This is a genomic window from Halosegnis marinus (genome assembly GCF_029338355.1).
In the GTDB taxonomy this organism is placed as follows: Archaea; Halobacteriota; Halobacteria; order Halobacteriales; family Haloarculaceae; genus Halosegnis; species Halosegnis marinus.
Genome location: NZ_CP119802.1, coordinates 120,997 through 141,752, shown reverse-complemented (window position 1 = coordinate 141,752; position 20,756 = coordinate 120,997). Strand labels below are relative to the sequence as shown.

Genomic DNA, 20,756 nt, shown 5'->3' with positions numbered 1-20,756 from the left:
TGAAGTGGTCCCGGTCCCTGGGCGGACCATGGCACGGCTCGCGGTGTTGCACAACACGCTCGACCTGCGGGGCGGCGCGGACGCCGTCTGCGTCCGGGCGTGTGCCGCCCTCGCCGAGCGCCACGACGTGACGCTGTTCACCGTCTCGCGGGCCGACCCGGCCGCCGTCGCGGCGGACTTCGGCGTGTCGCTCGACGTGCCGGGCGACGTTCGGGTCGCGTCGCCGCCCCTCGCCGACGCCGTCGCGGGGGCGTTCGCGCGGGCCGCACCCCGTATCGGGCCGCAGTTGCCGGCCCGGAGCACCCTCCTGCGGGCCTTCTTCCGGCGGCACGCGGACGAGTACGACCTCGCCGTCTCCACCGCGAACGAGTTCGCCCTCTCGCTCCCCTCGCTGCAGTACGTCCACTTCCCGCAGTTCCACGGCCGGCGGACGCCGCGGGCCGACCCGGGCACGCTCGACCCGCTGTGGAGCCGCCTCGCGGGGCCGACGCCCGGCGCCGTCGGCGACGACGCGCACCTGCTCGCCAACTCCGCGTGGACCGCCGACACGGTCGCGTCGATTTACGGCCGTCGCCCGGCGGTGCTCCACCCGCCCGTGGCTCCCGTCGCGGGGCGGGCGTGGGCCGACCGTGAGCCGGGTGTGCTCGTCCTCGGCCGCATCGCCCCCGACAAGCGGACGCTCGACGCGATACGGGTCGCGGACGCCGTCCGCGAGCGGGGCCACGACCTCCGATTCCACGTCGTCGGCACCGCCGCGCCCGCCTACCGCGACTACGTCGAGCGGGTGCGGTCGGCCGCGGCCGAGCGCCCCTATCTCGCCGTCGAGACGGACGCCGACCGCGAGCGGGTCGAGACGCTGCTCGGGCGCTACCGCTACGGGCTGAACGCCAAGCCGGACGAGCACTTCGGGATGGCCGTCGCGGAGTACGTCGCGGCGGGGATGGTCGCGTTCGCGCCGGACAGCGGGGGCCAGCGCGACGTGCTCGCCGGCGACGAACGACTGCTGTTCGACGGCGTCGAGGGAGCGGCCGAGCGGGTGGCCGCGGCCGTCGAGTCGGGACTGACGCCGACGCTGCCGCGCGACCGGTTCGGCCCCGAGCGGTTCGCGGACGCCCTGCGCGACCACGTCGCGGCGGCCTTAGAGTGAAGCTCTCGCCGTCCCAACGGGAGGCATGGCGACACAAACGGCGAGCAGCGGGTCGACGCTCGCCACCGATTCGCTGACGGCGCTGCACTGGGCGGGGATACTGCTGTCGCTCGCGACCGGGCTGCTCCACCTCGGGCTGGCCGCGAGCTTCGGCGCGTCGGGGCTGGGGGTCGCCTTCGCCGTCGCCGGGGTCGGCTACCTCGCCGGGGTCGCGGCGGTGCTCGTGGACTACCGGCGCCGGGCGATGTACCTGGTCGGCATCCCGTTCACGCTCGGGCAGGTGGTCGCGTGGTACGCGCTCAATGCGCCCGACTTCTCGACGCTCGGCTACGCGGACAAGGCCATACAGGTCGCGCTCGTGGTCGTGCTGGCGGTGCTGTACCGGCGGGCCTGACTACTGCTCGACGCGGGGCAGCACCTCGGTACAGTCCGCGACGATGCCGTCGACGCCGCGCTCGGCCAGCGTCGTCGCCGTCTCGCGGTCGCCGACGCCCCACGCGTTGACGCACATCCCCTCGCGGTGGGCGTCGGCGACGACCCACTCCTCGCAGACGCTCGCGTGGGGGTGGAGGTACGAACAGTCCGTCTCGTCGGCGAAGTCGAGGCCGACCTCGGGCTCGCCGTCGAAGCGGTACGCGCGCGGCACCGTCGGGTCGATGCCGCGACACCCCTCCAGTTCGTGGGCGATGCCCGACGAGACGGTCACCTGCGGGTCCGACCGGCGCGCCAGCCGCAGGGCGTCGGCCGCCAACCCCACCTCGTGGAGTTCGAGCGTGACGCCGACGGAGGGCGGGACCGCGGCCAGAACCGTCTCCAGCGCCGGGATGCGCTCGCCCGTCCCGAGCACGTCGAGCGCCTGTAGCTCGTCGAGCGTGTGGCGACACACGGCCCCGGAGCCGTCCGTGATACGGTCGACCGTCGGGTCGTGGATGACGACGAGCTCCCCCGAGTCGCATCGGCGGACGTCCACGGCGACGTCGTCGGCGCGCATCGCGGCCGCCTCCACCGCCGTGAGCGTGTTCTCGGGATACACGTCCCCGAACCCCCGGTGCGCGATGAGCCGCATACTACCCGACTACCACATCCGGGAAAGTAAATGATTGTCGGACGGGGTGACCGCTACCGGGCGGATTCAAGCCGCGCGCGCCCCACGGCCCGTCCATGCGAGCAGTCCGCTACCACGAACACGGCGACGAGAGCGTCCTGACCGTCGAGGAGACCGACCGCCCCGACCCCGGCCCGGACGAACTGCTGGTCCGCGTCGCGGCCGCGGGCGTCAACCCCGTGGACACCTACTTCCGGGAGGGGGCGTACCCGCTCCCGTCGCTCCCGTGGGTGCCCGGCTCCGACGTGGCCGGGGAGGTGGAGGCCGTCGGCGACGCGGTCGAGGGGTTCGAGCCCGGCGACCGCGTCTACGCCACCGGCCTCGGACGCGAGGAGCCGGGCACCTGCGCGGAGTACGTCGCCGTCCCCGAACGGCTGGCCGCGCCCCTGCCGGACGCCGTCGCCGCGGACGAGGCGGCCGCGCTCGCGCTCGTCGGGACGACCGCGTGGCAGGCGTTCGTCCACCACGGCGAGGTCGGTCCCGGCGACGAGGTGCTCGTCCACGGGGGCAACGGCGGCGTCGGCCACATCGCGGTCCAGCTCGCCCGCGCGATGGGCGCGACCGTGACGGCGACCGCCCGCCCCGAGTACCACGACCGACTGCTGGAACTGGGCGCGGACCGCGCGTTCGACTACGGGCGCGACGACCTCGCCGACGCCGTCGCCGAGGCGGGCGCGCCGGACGTGATACTCGGCACCGTGGCGAACCGCACGATAGAGACGGACGCCGAGGCGGCCGCGCCGGGCGCGCGTATCGTCGCCATCGGCAACACGGAGCCGACCGTCGCCGTCCCGATGGGGCCGGGGAAGTTCAAGGACCTCCGCTTCCAGGCGATGTCGATGTTCAACACGCCGGACACCTCGGCCGTGCTCGCGGACCTCGCGGGGCTGGTCGCGCGCGGCGACATCGACCCCGTCGTCGCCCGGACGTACGACCTCGACGGCGTCGCCGAGGCGCACGCCGACGTGCTGAACGACTCCGTCCTCGGAAAACTGGTCGTCGAGCCGTAGCCTACGCGCGGCGGCGGGCGAGGACGAGCGCCCCCGCCCCGAGCGCGAGGAGCCCGCCGAGGCCGAGGACCGCCTTCACGCCGAGCCTGACGGCCGTGAGCGCGTCCGGGCCGGCGTCCCACGTCACCAGCCGGTACCGGCCGTCGTCGGTCGCGACGTAGTACACGTCCCGCTCGCCGTACTCGAACTCCGGCGGGCGGTTCGCGCTCCCGTACACGAGCGCGGAGCCGTCGGCCTCGTCGCGCGCTCGGTCGAACGCGGTACGGGCGTCGGTGGAGAGGTTCGCGTAGTCGTAGACGGGGGCGTCCCCGTTCGTCGGGCGCTCGTCGGCCGGGACGACGGCGTGGCCGTACGCCTGTTGGCCGGCGTGCGGGAAGAGGAGGGCGGCCCCGGCGAGGGCGGCGACCCCGAGGAAGACGGCGAGGGCCGCGAGGGCCGTGCGGGTGCGGGGTTCCATGTCGCGGGCTTTTGCCCGTCGCGGTAAGTGTCTTCCCGCCGTCAGTCCACGTAGGAGGCGTCGCCGTCCGACTCGCGGCCGGGGGTCGGGGCGTCGCCGCCGACGGCCGCGGGGTCGTCCGGCTCGAAGGCGCCGACGGCGTAGTAGGCCGCGCCCTCGGGGATGTACACCGTGAGGTCGAGGTCGCGGCGCTCGCCGGGGTCGACCTCGAACAGGCGCGACTCCACCTTCCAGACGGCGCGGTCGCGGTCGTCGTAGAAGGCGATGGAGACCATCGCGTCCGAGCGCTCGCCGTTGTTGACGAGGCCCCCGCGCAGCCGCGCCTCGCCCGCCTCGGCGCCCGCGCCGACGGCTTCGCCCTCCCGCTCGATGCGGCCGTTCGAGACGTGGAGGTTCGCCGACGACGCCCGGCGGGTGTGCCGGTAGTTCGCGAAGCGGTTCTGGATGGTCTTCGCCCACAGCTCGGCGTCACCCTCGGCGTACGTCAGCAGGGAGTCGATGAGGTTCTCCAGCGAGGTGACCTGCGCGGCGCGGCTGTCGGGGTCGCGCGCCGCGAGGTCGTCGAGCCCCTCGCGTATCTCCCGAACGTAGCGTTCCGCCTCGGGGTCGTCGGTGTGCGCCTCGACGCGGTCCAGGGCGTCGCCGAACTCCAGTATCGGGGGGAGCCGTCGCTGACTGCTCACGCCGAGTCCTACGCTCGCACGACGCAAATAGCCCGGGGCGTTCCGGGATTAATTGTTGTTATCCGAGTGAAAGTTTAAGCCCGTAGCCGGCGTGAGTAGTGTATGGCTACAGACGACATCCGGGTGTTGCTGCTCGACGACGACCCCGACCTCGTCGACCTCGCTCGGACGGTCGTCGAGCGGGACCACGAGGGAATGACGGTCGAGACGGAGACGGACCCCGACGCGGCGGTCGAGCGGATACGCGAGGGCGGGTACGACTGCGTCGTCACCGACTACAAGATGGGCCGGATGGACGGCCTCGACCTGCTTCGGGCCGTGCGCGCCGAGGAGCCGGAGCTCCCGGTCGTCTTCTTCACCGGGAAGGGGTCGGAGGAGATCGCCGCCGAGGCCATCAACCTCGGCGTCACCGACTACATCCGCAAGGACACCGGGCTCGACCAGTTCCGCATCCTCGGCAACCGCATCGCCACGCTCGTCGCGGGCCAGCGCGCGATGCGCGACGCCGCGGCCGCGGACCGCCGCATCCGACAGGTGTACGAGCGCATCACCGTCGCGTTCGTCGCGCTCGACGAGGAGTTCCGGTTCACCTACCTCAACGCCGCGGCCGAACGCCTGCTCGGCCACGACGCGGAGTCGCTGCTCGGCGAGCCGGTGTTCGACGCGTTCCCGAGCGGCGACGGGACGGCCGCGGCCGACGCCGTCCGCGAGGCGATGGCCGAGCAGCGGGAGACCCACACCGAGACCCGCCTCGACATCGGCGACCACCACGCCCACGTCGAACTGCACGCGTACCCCAGCGCCGACGGGGTGAGCGTCTTCGTCGAGGACGTCACGGAGACGGTCCACCGCGAGGAGGAGTTGGAGGAGCTCCGCACCGAGCTGGAGATAACCGAACAGCAGTTCCGGACGCTCCGCCAGAAGGTCTCCCGGCCGCCCAGCCCGTTCCGGTAAGGACGGCGAATCCCGGAAACCCTTTTTCGCCGCGGGGTGTCTCGCCTCCAACCATGACTATGGACGAGCGGAAAGAGGAGCTCCGCGAGCGCAAGGCCGAGGCCCGCAAGGGCGGCGGCGAGGAGCGCATCGCGCGCCAACACGAGAAGGGGAAGATGACGGCGCGGGAACGCGTCGAGTACTTCCTCGACGACGGCACGTTCAACGAGTTCGACATGCTCCGCGAGCACCGCTCGACCAACTTCGACATGGACGAGCAGAAGGTGCCCGGCGACGGAGTCGTGACGGGGTACGGCGACGTGGACGGCCGCACCGTCTTCGTCTTCGCGCACGACTTCACCGTCTTCGGCGGCTCGCTCGGCGAGGTGTTCGCAGAGAAGGTGTGCAAGGTGATGGACCGCGCGCTGGAGACGGGCGCGCCCGTCATCGGGCTGAACGACTCCGCGGGCGCGCGCATCCAGGAGGGCATCGACTCGCTGGCCGGCTACGCCGACATCTTCCACCGGAACCAGAAGGCCTCGGGCGTCGTCCCGCAGATTTCCGCCATCATGGGACCGTGTGCCGGCGGTGCCGTCTACTCGCCCGCCATCACGGACTTCATCTTCATGGTGGAGGAGACGAGCCACATGATGATCACCGGCCCGGACGTCATCGAGACGGTCACGGGCGAGGAGGTCACGTTCGAGGAACTCGGGGGCGCGGGCGTCCACACCTCGGAGTCGGGGGTCGCGGACTTCGCCAGCATCGACGAGGAGGCTGCGCTCGACGACATCCGTCGCCTGCTGTCGTACCTCCCGCAGAACAACGTCGAGGACCCGCCGCGCGTCGAGCCGTGGGACGACCCGGACCGCGACGCCGACGTCTCGGGCGTGGTCCCGGACCAGCCCCAGAAGCCGTACGACATCGTGGACGTCATCGAGGGCACCGTGGACGAGGGGAGCTTCTTCGAGGTGGCCGAGGCGTTCGCGCGCAACCTCGTCACCGGCTTCGCGCGCCTCGACGGCCGCCCCGTGGGCGTCGTCGCGAACCAGCCGCGGTTCAACGCCGGCACGCTCGACATCGACTCCTCGCAGAAGGGCGCGCGGTTCGTCCGCTTCTGTGACGCGTTCAACATCCCCATCGTGACGCTCGTGGACGTGCCCGGCTTCATGCCCGGAAAGGACCAGGAACACGGCGGCATCATCAAACACGGCGCGAAGCTCCTGTACGCCTTCTCCGAGGCGACAGTGCCGCTCCTCACGGTCATCACACGGAAGGCGTACGGCGGGGCGTACGACGTGATGGCCTCGAAGCACCTGGAGGCGGACGTGAACTACGCGTGGCCCACGGCGGAGATCGCGGTGATGGGGCCGCAGGGCGCGGTGAACGTCCTCTACCGCGACGAACTCGCGGACGCCGACGACGTGGAGGCGCGGCGCCAACAGCTCATCGACGAGTACCGCGACGCGTTCGCGAACCCCTACACTGCGGCCGAACGCGGCTTCGTGGACGACGTCATCGAGCCCGAGGAGACGCGCCGCCGGCTCATCGCGGACCTCGAAATGCTCGGGTCGAAGCGCACGGACGGCCCGGACCGCAAACACGGCAACATCCCGCTGTGACGCTCCCCGACTACGTCCCCGACGACGCGGACTCCGAGGAGGCCGCGGCCATCGTCGCCGCGGTGTCGGCCCACCTCGACGCCGAGGGGGAAGACGAGGAGACACCCGAGACGTGGGACGGCAAGCGGTGGGCCTTCGCGGGCCGCACCGAGGCCGTCCTCGGGCGGACCGTCCGGCCGACGGACGGGACGCCGACCGACGCGTGGACCGCCGCGGGGCGGGCCGACCGGCTCTAGTCGCGCAGCATCGCCGCCGCCTTCTCCGCTATCGCGTACGTCGGCGCGTTCGTGTTCCCGCCCGTGAGCGTCGGCATCACGCTCGCGTCCACGACCCGGAGGTTCTCGACGCCGTGGACGCGCAGGCGGTCGTCCACGACCGCGTCGTCGCCGTCGCCCATCATGCAGGTGCCGACCGGGTGATACACGGTTTCGGCGCCCTCGCGGATGGCTTCGGCCAGTTCCTCGTCGCTCTGCGCGTCGGGACCGGGCTTTATCTCGCCGGCGTTGAGGTCCGCGAGCGGGCCGTGTTCGACGATGTCGCGGACGGCGCGGACGCCCTCGATGTGGACCTCCATGTCGCGGTCGGCGTCGAAGTAGTTCGGGTCGATGACGGGGTCGGCGAGGGGGTCGCCCGACGAGAGCCGTATCTCGCCGCGGCTCTCCGGGCGCAGTTGGGTGACGCCGACGGAGAAGCCGTTGTCGACCTCGGGCTCGTCCAGCCCGTGGTTGAAGAAGTAGCCCGGGGCGAAGTGGAACTGCACGTCCGGGGCCGGCTCGTCCTCGTCCGTCCTGACGAAGCCGCCCGCCTCCGCGACGTTCGAGGTGAGCGGGCCCCGCTTGAGCAGGAAGTACTTCGCGAGGTTGCGGAGCCGTTCGGCGTTCTCCAGCGTGTCCTCCGTGTCGGCCTCGAACAGCGCGAACGAGAACAGGTGGTCCTGAAGGTTCTTTCCGACGCCGGGGAGGTCGTTGACGACCTCGACGTCGTGCTCGGCGAGGTGGTCCGCGTCGCCGACGCCCGACAGCATGAGCAGTTGGGGGGTGTCGACCGCGCCCGCCGAGAGGACGACCTCCTCGGCCGCGTCCGCGACGAGGCGCTTCCCGTCGCGGCTGTACTCGACGCCCGTGGCCGCGGTCCCGTCGAACCGGACGCGCGTGACGTGTGCCCCCGTGTGGGCGGTAAGGTTCGGCCGGTCGAGCACGGGCTTGAGGTACGCCTCGGCCGCGCTGTGGCGCTTCCCCTTCTCGTGGGTGACGTGGTAGGGGCCGACGCCCGCCTGTCGCGCGCCGTTGAAGTCGTCGTTGCGGCGGTAGCCCGCGGCGGCGGCCGACTCGACGAACGCCTCCGAGAGCGGCCGCGGCGAGCGCACGTCGGTGACGTTGAGTTCACCCGTGTTCCCGTGGTATTCCTCCTCGAGGCGGTCGCTGTCGGCGTGCTCGCCGCGCTTGAAGTACGGGAGCACGTCGTCGTACCCCCATCCCTCGTTGCCGCGCTCGGCCCACGTGTCGTAGTCGTGCGGGTGCCCCCGTATGTATATCATCGCGTTGATGGCCGACGACCCGCCGAGCGTCTTGCCGCGCGGCCAGTAGAGCTCCCGCCCGCCCATGTGTTCCTGGGGCGCGGTCGAGTAGTCCCAGTCGTACTCCGACTTGAACAGCTTCGAGAACGCCGCCGGGATGCGGACGTTGCGGCTCTCGTCGGGGCCGCCCGCCTCGAGCAGCAGGACGGTGGTGTCCGGGTCCGCGGAGAGCCGGTTCGCGAGCAGACAGCCGGCCGACCCCGCGCCGACCACGACGTAGTCGTAGGTCGCCGTTCGTGTAGGCATGGTATCACCCGACGACCGGGTACGCATAAGTCGTTCCCTCGGCCAGAAGACCTAAGTAAGCCTACATGACACCTCAGTACGCACCGCGGGGAACCGCCGGTGCACCGCGGGCGACGGGGTTCCCTCATTCACACCCCCGTCGTCCGGGGCACCCGCGACGCCCGGGGTGGGGATTAATACCACGCAGGTCCGGATAGCGGCACGCATGCGCGCCGACGAACCACACGCCGACGTACAGACCCTCCTCGCGCGCGTCGAGGCCGCCGACGTGCTCCCGCTCGCGCAGTACGACGCCGACACCGCCCGCGCCGTCTCCGCGCAGATGCGGTCGGACGCCGAGGGGCCGGACCTCGGCGGCGTCGAGGACCGAACGATACCCGGCCCGGCCGGCGAGGTTCCTGTCCGGGTGTACCGCCCGGAGGGCGAGGGACCGTTCCCGACGGTCGTCTTCTACCACGGCGGCGGCTGGGTCATCGGCGACCTCGACGGCTACGACCTCCTGTGTCGCCATATCGCCGCCGAGAGCGGCTGTGTCGTCGTCTCGGTCCACTACCGCCGCGCGCCCGAACACCCGTACCCGGCGGCCGCCGAGGACGCCTACGCCGCCCTCGAATGGGTCGCCGACAACCCCGACGCGCTCGACGCTTCGGGAAAGGTGGCCGTGATGGGCGACAGCGCGGGCGGTAACCTCGCCGCCTCCGTCACCCTCCGGTCGCGCGACGAGGACGGCCCCGCCATCGATTACCAGGCGCTCGTCTATCCGTCGGTCAGCCCCTCCGACGAGTGGGAGTCGCGCGAACAGAACGGCGAGGGGTACTACCTCAACGACACGGACATGGCGTGGTTCGCGGAGTCGTACTTCGGCGAGGGGAACGACGAGGACCCGTACGCGTTCCCGCTCGTCGCGGACTCACACGCGGACCTCCCGCCCGCGACGGTCGTCACGGCCGGGTTCGACCCCATCCGCGACGAGGGTATCGCCTACGCCGAGGCGCTCGAGGCCGCGGGCGTCGCCGTCGAGCACCACCACTACCCGGACATGATACACGCGTTCTTCTCGATGCTCGCGGAACCGGCCGAACTGGACGCGGCACACGACGCCGTCGGGAAGGTGGCCGCCGACCTGCGCGCCGCGCTCGACTGACTACTCGGCGGCCTCGCGGAGCTCCGTCGCGTGGCCGAAACAGACCAGCAGGCGCGCGTTCGTCGCCTCCAGCCGTCGGCCCTCGGGCGAGGTGAACGTCGCCGTTCCCTCCACCACCCGGCCGACGCGCTCCTCGCACCACGGCACGTCACAGGACACCTCGTGGAGCCCCCGCACGGCGTCGAGCGCCGACACCTCGACAGTCTCCGCCGGCTCCGTCGTCTCGTCGCTCACGTCACCACGGGGCCGGCCGGCGGGTAAAACCGTTGTGGAGCTACTCCTCCAGGCGCTCGCGCCGGCGCTCGAACTCCTCGTCCGAGAGGTCGCCGCGGGCGTACGCCGCGCGCAGTTCCGCGAGCGCGGGGTCCTCGCCCCCGTCGTCGGTCACGACGCGGTACACGAGCGCGCCGCCCGCCCCGAGGACGGCGAAGAAGGCGAGCGGGGAGAGGACGCCGAGGACGGCCATCCACCACAGGCTCCCGGTCCCGCCGTCGTACATGTAGCCGCCCATCATGCCGCCCGTTCCTCCGGCCATCATGCCGCCGGAGCCGAACAGCCCCACCCCCAACACGGGGACGAGGACGAGCACGGCGAGGCCGGCGAGCGCGACGACCGACAGGCGACGGTTGGTTCGGTCCATGGGTATCACGAACGGGACGCCCCGTTCGGTTGGATATACGTGTTCCCCGTTCAATGCGGTTACTCTTTTGAACCGTAAGCAAGTGGAGGAAAACACAGCAATCCCCGAAGCGCGGCGGGCTACTCGCCTTCGAGCTTGTACTTCTGTATCTTCCCGCTCGCGGTTCGGGGGAGCTCGTCGATGAACTCCACCTCGCGGGGGTGTTTGTACGCCGCGATGCGGTCGAGCGAGAACTCCTTGATGGCCTCCGCGGTGACGCCGGGATCGTCGGCGTCGCCGTTCGCCGGGACGACGTACGCCTTCACCGTCTCGTTGCGCCGCTCGTCGGGGACGCCGACGACGGCGGCCTCGCGGACGGCCTCGTGTTCCGCGAGCAGGTCCTCCACCTCGCTCGGGTAGACGTTGTAGCCCGCCGTGACGATGACGTGCTTCTTGCGGTCCACGATTTCGAAGTAGCCGCGTTCGTCGCGCCGCGCGATGTCGCCGGTGCGGAAGAAGCCGTGCTCGGTGAAGGCCTCCTCCGTGGCCTCCGGCAGGCCGTGGTAGCCGGCCATCACCTGCGGGCCGCGCACGAGCAGTTCGCCCGTCTCGCCGAGGCCGACCTCCTCGCCCGACCCGTCCACGATGCGGCAGTCGGTGTGGCGGAACGGCTGGCCGACGGTGCCGTGGCTCGGCCCGAACGTCGACCCCAACTGTGTGTGGGTCGCGCCCGTCGTCTCCGTCAGCCCGTACCCCTCGAAGACGGCCACGTTCGCGGTGTCCTCGAACCGCTCCTGCACGCTGGCGGTGAGCTTCGCCCCGCCTTCCGAGGCCTGGACCAGGCTCGTCAGGTCGTAGTCGCCGAACGAGTCGTGGGCGACCATGTCGGCGTACATCGCGGTGACGCCGACGAACTCCGAGATGGACTCCTCGTCCACCAGCCGCATCGCGGCCTCCGCGTCCCAGTTCGCCGCGCTCCGGATGTAGAGGGTTCCCCCGCGGACGAGCGGCTGGAGCGCGGTGTGGACGAACCCGGTGATGTGGTACAGCGGCAGCCAGACGAGGCTGTTCACCCCGTCCGGGCCGAGGTCGTCCGACCGGGTGGCGATGGACGTCAACAGCTGTGCCCGGAGGTTGTCGTGGGTCAGTCGAACCCCCTTCGGGGTCCCCGTGGTCCCCGACGTGTACGGGAGCGACGCGACGTGGTCGCCCTCGACCTCGACCGTGGTCGGTTCGCCGCGCACCTCGTCGAACGGCACGTCGCCCTCGGGCACCTCGTCGCCGACGGTGACGACGACGGGGTCGGCGTCCACCTCCGCCAGCGCCCCGGCGAGGTGTTCGCGCAGGGCGGCGTGGGTGACGACGACGCTCGCGTCCGTGTCGGTCAGCTGGTGGGCCAGCTCCCGGGCGCGGTACTGGGGATTGACCGGCGAGACGGCGACGCCGGCGCGGAAACAGCCGACCGAGGCGACGAGGTACTGGGGACAGTTCGGGAGGTAGAGCAGGAGGGCGTCGCCGACCTCGACCCCGCGGTCGTGAAGCCCCCCGGCGAAGGCGGCGCTGGCGGCCCGGAAGTCGGCGTGGGTGACGACCTCGCCGTGGGATTCGAGCGCGGGCGCGTCCCCGCGCTCTTCGGCGGTCGTGTCGTACAGGCGGGCGACGTTGCCGCCCTCGGCTGCCGCGCCGAACGCGGCGATATCGAGCGTCATGCTACCGAGGGGCGTGTCCCCCGGCTTGAACGTTTCCCTCGGCCGTTCGGGACCGATAGAGTAACGTGGCGCGCGCGGGGAGTCGCGGGCATGTTCGAGAAGGTACTCGTCGCCAACCGCGGCGAGATCGCCGTGCGCGTGATGCGCGCCTGCGAGGACCTGGGAATCGACACCGTGGCCGTCTACAGCGAGGCCGACAAGCACGGGGGTCACGTCCGGTTCGCGGACGAGGCGTACAACGTCGGTCCCGCCCGGGCCGCCGACTCGTATCTCGACCACGACGCCGTCATCGAGGCCGCACGGAAGGCCGGCGCCGACGCCATCCACCCCGGCTACGGCTTCCTCGCGGAGAACGCCGAGTTCGCCCGCGCCGTCGAGGCGACCGAGGGCGTCACGTGGGTCGGCCCGAGCGGCGACTCGATGGAGGCACTCGGCGAGAAGACCAAGGCCCGGAAGCTGATGCGAGAGGCCGACGTGCCCATCGTCCCCGGCACGACCGACCCCGTCACGGAGGCCGAGGAGGTCACCGACTTCGGCGACGAGTACGGCTACCCCGTCGCCATCAAGGCGGAGGGCGGCGGCGGCGGCCGCGGCATGAAGGTCGTCCGCTCGGCCGACGAGGCCGCCGACCAGCTCGAATCCGCCAAGCGGGAGGGCGAGGCGTACTTCGACAACGACTCCGTCTACCTCGAACGCTACCTGGAGAACCCCCGTCACATCGAGGTGCAGGTGCTCGCGGACGAGCACGGCAACGTCCGCCACCTGGGGGAGCGGGACTGTTCGCTCCAGCGCCGACACCAGAAGGTCATCGAGGAGGGGCCGTCGCCCGCGCTCACCGACGAGCTTCGCGAGCGAATCGGCGAGGCCGCCCGCCGCGGCGTCGCCGAATCCGACTACGTGAACGCCGGCACCGTCGAGTTCCTCGTCGAGGAGGACCCCGAGCGCGACCCGGACGAACTGCTCGGCGCCGGGAGCGACTTCTACTTCCTCGAAGTGAACACGCGCATCCAGGTCGAACACACCGTCACGGAGGAGCTGACGGGCATCGACATCGTGAAGTGGCAGCTCCGGGTCGCCGACGGCGAGGAGATAGCCTTCGACCAGGCGGAAGTCGAACTGGAGGGCCACGCGATGGAGTTCCGCATCAACGCGGAGGACGCGACGGACGACTTCGCGCCCGCGCAGGGCGGCTCGCTCGACGTCTACGACCCGCCGGGCGGCATCGGCGTCCGCATGGACGACGCGCTCCGGCAGGGCGACGACCTCGTGACGGACTACGACTCGATGATCGCGAAGCTCGTCGTCCACGGCGAGGACCGCGCGGAGTGTATCGCCCGCTCGAAGCGCGCGCTCCGCGAGTACGGCATCGAGGGCATCGTCACCATCGTCCCGTTCCACCTCGCGATGCTGGAGGACGAGGCGTTCGTCGGCGGCACGCACACGACGAAGTACCTCGACGACGAGATCGACCGCTCGGTGTTCGACGAGTACCAGCAGCGCTACGGCTCCGAGACGAGCGCGGGCGACGACGACGGCGAGACCGTCATCCGCGAGTTCACCATCGAGGTGAACGGCAAGCGGTTCGAGGTCGACTTGGAGGAGGAGGGCGTCCCCCAGCAGCCGGCCTCGCGGCCCGCGCCCGCGGGCGGCTCCGGCGGGTCGGACTCCGGCTCCGACGACGGCGGGAGCGCCCCCGCCGTCTCCGCGGACGGCGAGGTCGTCGCCGCCGAGATGCAGGGGACGGTCATCGACATCGAGGTCGAGGTCGGCGACGAGGTGGCCGCCGGCGACGTGCTGCTCGTGCTGGAGGCGATGAAGATGGAGAACGACGTCGTCGCCGAGTTCGGCGGCACCGTCGCGGAGATAGCCGTCGGCGAGGGCGACTCCGTCAATCAGGGCGACGCGCTCGTCGTGCTGGACTGAGGACCGGCCCGCTTTTCGTCGTTCCCGCCAACCCGGACCCATGAGCCTGCTCGACGGCGGCGCGACCCGCGCCGGCCTGTTCTTCCTCGCCGGCTTCCTCGTCGCGACGGCGGGCGGCGTGGCCCTCGGCGACCCGGCCCTCGGCGTCTCGACGGGCGTCGCCGCCGGCCTCGCGCTGGCCGCGTTCGGCTACCTGTTCGTCCGGCCCGCCTGAGCGCGAACGCTATAGCTCCTCGCGCGGAGGGGAGGTATGGACGAGACGGAGGCGGAACTGCGCGACCGCGTCGAGCGGTTCGTGCGCACGAACTTCCCACAGATAGCGGCCCACGGCGGGAACCACGCGGTCCAGCACCTCGACGCCGAGGCGGGCGAGGTGACCATCGCGCTCGGCGGCGCGTGCACCGGGTGCGGTATCTCCCCGATGACCGTGCAGGCGCTGCAGGCGCGCCTCCCCCGCGAGATACCCGAACTGCCGACCGTCCACGCGCTAACGGGCGACGAGGAGCCGCCCCGGCCGGACCTGAGCGACGTCCCGTTCTGAAGCCGCGCGGTTTTTATCGGTCGATACCAAGCGCCGGGCGTGCGACGACCGCTCGCCGCCCTCGCCCTCGCCCTCCTGCTCGTTACGGCCGGGTGCAACACGACCGGCGGCGGGCCGGGGACGGCGACGGGCTCCGCGACGCCCGCGCCCGTCCCCTCCGACTCCCCGACCGCGACCCCCGAGCGGGTCGTTCCGGGGCTGACGCTGAACGGCGTAGTCGACGCCGAGCGGCTGGTCCGCGCCCACGAGACGGCGCTCATCGGGGAGCGCTACGTCTACCAGTTCGACGGCGCGCGCCGCGCGAACAACACGACGGTGGCCGGGTACAGCGGCTCGTTCACCGCCGGCCCCGACTGCGGCAGCTACACCTACCGCGCGTACCGCGACAGACCGGCGCCCTCCCGGCTGACCCAGTGGTACGCGAACGGGAGCGTCGCCCTCTCGCGCTCCTTCGACGTGAACCTCTCGACGGTCGACCCGGACGACCTGCTCGTCGAACCGCGGCCGGAGCCGGTGACCCGCGACGGCGCGCCGGCCGACCCGTGTGCCGTCCGTCCTCTCGACCCGCGGCGTTCGGACGTCCTCGCGGCGCTGTACGGGAACCTCTCGTTCACCGTCCGGGAGCGGTTCGACGGCTACGTGCTGCTGGCGACGAACGGTTCCGTCCCCGTGCTCGACGTGGCCGACCCCGGCGGCGCGCCGGTGACGGACGTGACGGTTCGCACCGCGCGCGTCCAGCTGACCGACGAGGGGCGCGTCGTCTCCGTGTCCGTCTCCTTCGCCGGCCGGTCGGGCGAGGGGCGCGTCGAGGGGAGCCACTCGTTCCGCGTCTACGAGGGGGACGACGTCGCGGCGACGCCCCCGTGGCCGGCCAACGCCACGGCGACCGCGAGCGAAGGCTGAAGTCGGCCGCCGCCCGACCCGACGGTATGCAGGAGACACGCCGCCGCGTCCTCGCGGCGCTCGCCGACGGCCCCGTCGCGGGTCCCGCGCTCGCCGACGACCTCGGGGTGTCGCGCGCGGCCGTCTGGAACCACGTCGAGGCGCTGCGCGCGGAGGGGTTCGGCGTCGAGGACACCGGCGACGGCTACGAACTCGTCGCCGTCCCCGAGTACGGCGGCGCGGCCGTCGCCCACGCACTCGGCGCCGACTACGACGTGGCGTTCCACGACGAACTCCCCTCGACGAACGCCCGGGCGCGCGACCTCGCCGCCGAGGGCGCGACGGACACCCTCGTCGTCGCCGCGCGACAGACCGGGGGCCGCGGCCGCCTCGACCGGGAGTGGGCCTCGCCCGAGGGTGGTATCTACGCCTCGCTGCTCGTCCGACCGGACGTGCCGGCGACCCACGCCCCCGCCTACACTCTGGCGGCGGCCGTCGCCGTCGCGGACGCCGCGCGGTCGGCCGGCGTCGACGCCGGCATCAAGTGGCCCAACGACGTGCTCGTCCCGACGGACGACGGCGCCCGGAAGCTGTGCGGCGTCCTCACCGAGATGGAGGGCGAGGCCGACCGCGTCTCGTGGCTCGTCGTCGGTATCGGCGTCAACGCGAACGTCGCCCGCGAGGACCTGCCCGAGACCGCGACGAGCGTGCTCGCCGAGACCGGTCCCGTCGAGCGGCGCGCGCTCCTCGCCGAGGTGGTGGACCGGTTCGCCGACCTGACCGCGGACCTCGACGCCGTCCTGCCGGCGTGGCGCGACCGGGCGCTGACGCTCGGACGGGAGGTGCGCGTCGAGACGCCCGGGGGGACCGTCGAGGGGACCGCGACGGACGTCGAGTTCCCCGGCACGCTGGTCGTAGAGACGGCCGACGGCCCCGTGCGGGTGACGGCGGGCGACTGCGAGCACCTCCGGCCCCGGTGACTACGCCCTCGTGACGGCGTAGCCGAGCGGGACGGCGGTGACGGTGCCGACGAGCGCCAGCCAGACGTTCATCACCACCAGCACGCCGACGGCCGCGATGATGGCGACGAGGGCCGTCGCCTTCTCGGCGAGCGTGAGCACACCGGCTTCGGCGGCTCTTCGATCATAAAGGTCGGGGGGTGGCTTCAGTCCGTGACGCGCACCGTGAGCACCGGAACCTCGCTCGCCCGGACGACCCGCTCGGCGACGCTGCCGAGCAACAGGCGGTTCAGCCCGCCGCGGCCGTGCGTCCCCATGCAGACCACGTCCGCCCCCGACCGCTTCGCGTACTCGACGATCTCGTGGGCGGGGTTCCCCTCCAGTATCGTCCGCTCGACCGTGCCCTCGACCGCGTCGGCGGCGGCGTCGAGCGCGCCGTGCCCCTCCTCGCGGAGCATCTCCGCGACCCCCTCCCACGACGACTCCATGGGGAGGTTCGCCACGGCGCCGGAGTTGACGACGTACACCACCTCCAGTGCCGCGCCGTGGACGCGGGCCAGTTCGGCCGCGTGTTCCAGCACGCGGGCCATCCCGGGCGACCCGTCGGTCGGGACGAGTATCCGGTCGTACATGTTACCGTGTGACACGCGAGCCGCTATAACGGTTCGCCCGGCTCAGCGGCTCACAGCAGGACCTCCCGCACGTCCGCGACGCCCGCCCGCCGTACGACGGCCCGGACGGGGTCGCGCGCGCCGCCGAGGTTGTGGTTCCCGCCGTCGAGCACCTGGAGCTTCGCGGGCCGCCCCTCCTCGACGAGGCCGTACTCCTTCCCCGCGATGCGTGCGCCGTTGCGCGTCGCCATCCGGAGGACGGTCGGGGCGTCGAGGTCGGAGTGTTTCGCCGCGAACTCCGTCTCGCGGAACACGCTCGGGGAGTTGAGCATCACGTTGTCCGTCCCGAGCGCGAGCGTCGTCGCGTCGTTCAGCCGGTCGAAGTCCGGCAGGCCGACGTTCGTGACGAGGTTCGAGCGCGGACAGCAGACGACGGGCGTCCCCCTGTCGGCGACCCGTTCCAGCTGGTAGTCCTCGACGTGGACCATGTGGACGAGGAAGTCCGGGTCGAGGTCGAGCGCGCCGTCCACGTCGTGGCTGTCGCGCTCGCCTGCGTGGACGCCGAACAGCTTGCCGGCCTCGCGGGTGGCGTTCCGTTCGGTCCCGAACTCGCCGTCGCGCGCACCGCTCGCGCCGAAGCCGTCGCCGGCCTCCATCGCGGCTACCTCCTCGCGCCCGAGAATCACGGGCTCGACGGGGCTGTCCGCGGCGGCCTCGCGCAGGCGGTCGACCCCCTCCGCGCCGCCCTCGCGGAACTCGACGAACGAGGCCGTTCCGCCCTCGCGCATGTACGCGACGGACTCGCGCATCGCCGCGACCATCTCGTCGCGCGGCGTCTCGCGCAGGAGCCGGTGTTTCAGTCCGTCCGGCGGCGCGACGAGTTCGTCCAGCGAGAGACCCCGCCCGGCCTCCTTGGCGATGGAGTCGCCGATGTGGGTGTGGGCGTTGACGAACGCCGGCAGTATCCAGTCGTCGGAGGCGACCGACGCCTCCTCTATCGCGGCTATCTCGCCGTCCTCCACCACGACTCTCCCCTCTATCGGCTCGAAGTCCGGGCCGGCGAGCACCAGCCCTTCGAGGGTGCGCGTCCCGCTCATGCGCCGTACTCGTCGAGCGTCTGGTGCATTCCCTTGCGCACGTCGACCACGAGCGCGTCGAGGTCGAGGCCGAGCACGTCCTCCGCGGCCGCGCCGACCGCGTCGGCGTCCTCCTCGGGCGCGTACACCCCGAGGCGCCACTGCTCGTGTTGGGCCTTCCGCAGGGCCGCGACGAGCGTGGACTGCGAGCCCAGCCGCCGCACCTCGCCGTTGACGACGACCTGCGTCGTGGACTCCTCCATCGACGGCTCGCCGGGCACGTCCACGATGACCTCGGAGGGGTCCACGTCGGCGCGCTCGGCGATGTCGCGCTCGTAGGCCGCTATCTCCCCGTGGTCGGCCTCGATGAGCCCCTCCGGGACGTCGGCGTACTCGGCCCACACCGCGCGCTTGAACAGGTCGCGGTCGTCCAGCCGCCGGGCGTACCCCGTCGTCGCGGGGTCGTCGCGCAGGGCGACCATCAGGTCGTGGTCGTCCCAGCGGCGGAACTCGGCGGCCGGGACGCCGCCCGCGCCGACGAGTTCGTCCGTCGCCCGCCGGAGCATCGCCTTCGAGATGCGCGCGACGTGGTGGGAGTAGACGGTCGGGTTCATCAGCGCGCGCGCCAACAGCAGGGATTCGGCGGTCTGGACGTTCCCCTCGGCGAGCACGAGGTCGCCGCCGACGTAGCGGAGTTCGCGGACGAGCCGGCCGTGGTCGATGGTGCCGTAGGGAACTCCCGTGTGGTGGGCGTCGCGGACGAGGTAGTCCATCCGGTCCACGTCCAACTCGCCCGAGACGAGTTGGCCGAGTTCGCCGTCGCCGGCCACGAGGTCCGCGACCCGCCCGGGGTCGAGGTCGTTGCGGACGAGGACGCGCTCCACCTCGCCGCCGCGGATGAGGTCGTGGACGTCGTCGTGGGACTTGTTCTCGTAGCGTTCGAGCACCTCCTCGGTGTTGTGCGAGAAGGGCGTGTGGCCGATGTCGTGGAGGAGGGCGGCCGCCCGCACCCGTTCGGCCTGCGGCCCCTCGATGCCGAGGTGCGACAGCGCGCGGCTGGCGAGGTGGAAGACGCCGAGCGAGTGCTCGAAGCGGGTGTGGTTCGCGCTCGGATAGACGAACTCCGCGGTGCCGAGCTGTTTGATGCGCCGGAGCCGCTGGACCGCCGGGGTGTCGAGCAGCTCCTCGGCCACCCCCTCGACGGTGATGTGGTCGTGGACGGAGTCCTTGATGGAACTCACGCCGACCACCCGGTCGTGTCGGTCATTACTGCCGGCTTCGGCGTCCGCGAATAAAAACGGTCGTTATCGGGGGAGGCCCAACACGTCGCGGGCGGCCTCGGCGACGGCGTCCTGCTCGGCCGCGGGCGCGTAGACGCCGAGCCGCCACTGCGCCCGCCGGGTGGCCCGGAGCGCGCCGACGAGTTCGCTCGCGCCCTCCAGCCGCCGGACGACGCCGTTGACGACGACCCGGGTGCGCGACTCCTTGAGCTTCGGGAGCGAGGGCACGTCCACGACGACCCGCTCGCGGTCCACGTCCGCCTCGTCGGCGATGTCGCGTGCGGCGCGGCGCTCGTCCTCGCGGGAGAGTTCGGTGACGGCGTCGGGAACGCGGTCCAGCCCCGTCCACACCGCCCGCTTGTAGAGGTCGCGCCGCTCGATGCGCGCCCCGAGGTCCGGCACCTCCTCGCGCAGGGCGACGAGCAGGTCGTGGTCGGCCATCCGACGGAACTCCGCGACCGGGGTGCCCGCGTCGAGCAGGCGCTCGCAGGCGCGTTCGAGCATCGCGCCTGCGATACGCGAGACGTGGTGGCGGTAGACGACGCCGTCCATCAGGGCGCGGGCGAGGAGGAGCGACTCGGCGGTCTGGACGTTCCCCTCGGCCAGTACGAGCCGGCCGTCGCGCGACCGGAGTTCGCGGACGAGTCGACCGTGGTCGATGGTGCCGTAGGGAACCCCCGTGTGGTGGGCGTCGCGGACGAGGTAGTCCATCCGGTCCACGTCCAACTCCCCCGAGACGACCTGCCCGAGGTCGCCCTCGCCGCGGACGAGCGCCGCGACGCGGTCGGGGTCGATGTCGTGGCGCTCCAGCACGCCCGCGAGCTCCGTCTCGTACAGGAGGTCGCCGATCTCGTCGTGGTCCGTGCCGGTGTGGCGGCGGATGACCTCCTCCGTCTGGTGGCCGTAGGGGCCGTGCCCCACGTCGTGGAGGAGGGCGGCGGCCCGCACCGCCCGGGCGCGGGCGCCCTCGACGCCGAGCGATTCGAGCGCCTGCCCCGCGAGGTGATAGACGCCGAGCGAGTGCTCGAAGCGGGTGTGGGAGGCCGAGGGGTACACGAGCCGTACCGTGGAGAGCTGCTTGATGTGGCGGAGCCGCTGGAACGCCTCGGTGTCCAGCAGGTCCGCCGCGACCGGGTCCAGGGGAATCCAGTCGTGGACGGAGTCCTTGATGGCGTTCATGCGGCGGCGTTCGACCGAGGGGGAGTTACGGGTTCGGGTTCGGGTTCGGGCGCC

At 72.0% G+C, this 20,756-nt stretch carries 23 protein-coding genes and 1 pseudogene; 12 read left to right on the top strand and 12 right to left on the bottom strand.

What is annotated here, in order from left to right:
- Positions 1-28: 28 nt before the first annotated feature.
- Together P2T37_RS00840 and P2T37_RS00835 are read left to right on the top strand one after the other, a co-directional pair.
- Positions 29-1,147, top strand: coding sequence for a glycosyltransferase (locus P2T37_RS00840; protein ID WP_276234844.1), 1,119 nt, complete (start codon positions 29-31; stop codon positions 1,145-1,147).
- A 25-nt stretch (positions 1,148-1,172) separates the two neighbouring features.
- Complete coding sequence (locus tag P2T37_RS00835; RefSeq protein ID WP_276234843.1) at positions 1,173-1,541, top strand: DUF7475 family protein; 369 nt, start codon at positions 1,173-1,175, stop codon at positions 1,539-1,541.
- On the opposite strand, the gene P2T37_RS00830 is transcribed toward P2T37_RS00835, so the two are convergent.
- Positions 1,542-2,213: a glycerophosphodiester phosphodiesterase gene (locus P2T37_RS00830; protein WP_276234842.1), complete on the bottom strand. Its 672-nt coding sequence runs from the start codon at positions 2,211-2,213 to the stop codon at positions 1,542-1,544.
- 95 nt (positions 2,214-2,308) lie between these two features.
- Between P2T37_RS00830 and P2T37_RS00825 the strand changes: the two genes are divergently transcribed.
- Positions 2,309-3,262: an NADPH:quinone reductase gene (locus P2T37_RS00825; RefSeq protein WP_276234841.1), complete on the top strand. Its 954-nt coding sequence runs from the start codon at positions 2,309-2,311 to the stop codon at positions 3,260-3,262.
- A 1-nt stretch (position 3,263) separates the two neighbouring features.
- On the opposite strand, the gene P2T37_RS00820 is transcribed toward P2T37_RS00825, so the two are convergent.
- The gene (locus tag P2T37_RS00820; RefSeq protein WP_276234840.1) at positions 3,264-3,719 is read right to left on the bottom strand and encodes a DUF7979 domain-containing protein; all 456 of its coding nucleotides are present in this window, start codon (positions 3,717-3,719) and stop codon (positions 3,264-3,266) included.
- Between the two features lie 41 nt (positions 3,720-3,760).
- Positions 3,761-4,402: a hypothetical protein gene (locus P2T37_RS00815; RefSeq protein ID WP_276234839.1), complete on the bottom strand. Its 642-nt coding sequence runs from the start codon at positions 4,400-4,402 to the stop codon at positions 3,761-3,763.
- A 102-nt stretch (positions 4,403-4,504) separates the two neighbouring features.
- On the opposite strand from P2T37_RS00815, the gene P2T37_RS00810 reads away from it, so the two are divergent.
- Genes P2T37_RS00810 through P2T37_RS00800 form a run of 3 tightly spaced genes read left to right on the top strand, consistent with a single transcriptional unit; the run spans position 4,505 to position 7,193 of the window.
- A complete protein-coding gene (locus P2T37_RS00810; RefSeq protein WP_276234838.1) occupies positions 4,505-5,356 on the top strand; it encodes a response regulator in 852 nt (283 codons plus the stop codon).
- A 53-nt stretch (positions 5,357-5,409) separates the two neighbouring features.
- Complete coding sequence (locus tag P2T37_RS00805) at positions 5,410-6,957, top strand: acyl-CoA carboxylase subunit beta (RefSeq protein ID WP_276234837.1); 1,548 nt, start codon at positions 5,410-5,412, stop codon at positions 6,955-6,957.
- Positions 6,954-7,193 (top strand): DUF8022 family protein, encoded by a 240-nt coding sequence (locus P2T37_RS00800; RefSeq protein WP_276234836.1) that lies wholly within the window; start codon positions 6,954-6,956, stop codon positions 7,191-7,193. The genes P2T37_RS00805 and P2T37_RS00800 overlap by 4 nt, the downstream gene beginning before the upstream one ends.
- Here the strand turns inward: P2T37_RS00800 and P2T37_RS00795 are convergent.
- Complete coding sequence (locus P2T37_RS00795) at positions 7,190-8,779, bottom strand: GMC family oxidoreductase (RefSeq protein WP_276234835.1); 1,590 nt, start codon at positions 8,777-8,779, stop codon at positions 7,190-7,192. The genes P2T37_RS00800 and P2T37_RS00795 overlap by 4 nt on opposite strands.
- Before the next feature lie 205 nt (positions 8,780-8,984).
- Here P2T37_RS00795 and P2T37_RS00790 point away from each other — a divergent pair, with 205 nt between their 5' ends.
- On the top strand, positions 8,985-9,923 hold the full coding sequence (locus P2T37_RS00790) for an alpha/beta hydrolase (protein WP_276234834.1): 939 nt from the start codon (positions 8,985-8,987) through the stop codon (positions 9,921-9,923).
- Here P2T37_RS00790 and P2T37_RS00785 read toward each other — a convergent pair whose 3' ends face one another.
- From P2T37_RS00785 to P2T37_RS00775, 3 genes are all read right to left on the bottom strand, one after another.
- Positions 9,924-10,157 (bottom strand): hypothetical protein, encoded by a 234-nt coding sequence (locus P2T37_RS00785; protein WP_276234833.1) that lies wholly within the window; start codon positions 10,155-10,157, stop codon positions 9,924-9,926.
- 40 nt (positions 10,158-10,197) lie between these two features.
- Positions 10,198-10,563, bottom strand: coding sequence for an SHOCT domain-containing protein (locus P2T37_RS00780; RefSeq protein WP_276236194.1), 366 nt, complete (start codon positions 10,561-10,563; stop codon positions 10,198-10,200).
- 119 nt (positions 10,564-10,682) lie between these two features.
- Positions 10,683-12,251, bottom strand: coding sequence for a class I adenylate-forming enzyme family protein (locus P2T37_RS00775; RefSeq protein WP_276234832.1), 1,569 nt, complete (start codon positions 12,249-12,251; stop codon positions 10,683-10,685).
- Between the two features lie 90 nt (positions 12,252-12,341).
- Between P2T37_RS00775 and P2T37_RS00770 the strand changes: the two genes are divergently transcribed.
- The 5 genes and pseudogenes from P2T37_RS00770 (at position 12,342) to P2T37_RS00750 (ending at position 16,577) form a co-directional block, all read left to right on the top strand.
- Complete coding sequence (locus tag P2T37_RS00770; protein WP_276234831.1) at positions 12,342-14,174, top strand: acetyl-CoA carboxylase biotin carboxylase subunit; 1,833 nt, start codon at positions 12,342-12,344, stop codon at positions 14,172-14,174.
- A 40-nt stretch (positions 14,175-14,214) separates the two neighbouring features.
- Positions 14,215-14,388 carry a hypothetical protein gene (locus tag P2T37_RS00765; RefSeq protein WP_276234830.1) on the top strand — a complete coding sequence of 58 codons (174 nt, stop codon included), beginning with the start codon at positions 14,215-14,217 and terminating at the stop codon, positions 14,386-14,388.
- Between the two features lie 36 nt (positions 14,389-14,424).
- Positions 14,425-14,670: pseudogene (locus P2T37_RS00760) on the top strand (NifU family protein); the annotation flags it as partial.
- Positions 14,671-14,754: 84 nt separating this feature from the next.
- Complete coding sequence (locus P2T37_RS00755; protein ID WP_276234828.1) at positions 14,755-15,618, top strand: hypothetical protein; 864 nt, start codon at positions 14,755-14,757, stop codon at positions 15,616-15,618.
- Positions 15,619-15,644: 26 nt separating this feature from the next.
- Positions 15,645-16,577 carry a biotin--[acetyl-CoA-carboxylase] ligase gene (locus tag P2T37_RS00750; protein WP_276234827.1) on the top strand — a complete coding sequence of 311 codons (933 nt, stop codon included), beginning with the start codon at positions 15,645-15,647 and terminating at the stop codon, positions 16,575-16,577.
- On the opposite strand, the gene P2T37_RS00745 is transcribed toward P2T37_RS00750, so the two are convergent.
- The 5 genes from P2T37_RS00745 to P2T37_RS00725 all read right to left on the bottom strand — a co-directional run bounded on the left by P2T37_RS00745 (position 16,578) and on the right by P2T37_RS00725 (position 20,702).
- Positions 16,578-16,718: a hypothetical protein gene (locus P2T37_RS00745; protein WP_276234826.1), complete on the bottom strand. Its 141-nt coding sequence runs from the start codon at positions 16,716-16,718 to the stop codon at positions 16,578-16,580.
- 44 nt (positions 16,719-16,762) lie between these two features.
- Entirely contained in the window at positions 16,763-17,188 is a 426-nt protein-coding gene (locus tag P2T37_RS00740) for a universal stress protein (RefSeq protein ID WP_276234825.1), read from the bottom strand.
- A gap of 50 nt (positions 17,189-17,238) precedes the next feature.
- Positions 17,239-18,264, bottom strand: coding sequence for an amidohydrolase family protein (locus P2T37_RS00735; protein WP_276234824.1), 1,026 nt, complete (start codon positions 18,262-18,264; stop codon positions 17,239-17,241).
- Entirely contained in the window at positions 18,261-19,484 is a 1,224-nt protein-coding gene (locus tag P2T37_RS00730) for an HD domain-containing protein (RefSeq protein ID WP_276234823.1), read from the bottom strand. Before P2T37_RS00730 ends, P2T37_RS00735 begins: the two co-directional genes overlap by 4 nt.
- 63 nt (positions 19,485-19,547) lie before the next feature.
- Entirely contained in the window at positions 19,548-20,702 is a 1,155-nt protein-coding gene (locus tag P2T37_RS00725; RefSeq protein ID WP_276234822.1) for an HD domain-containing protein, read from the bottom strand.
- Positions 20,703-20,756 lie beyond the last annotated feature (54 nt).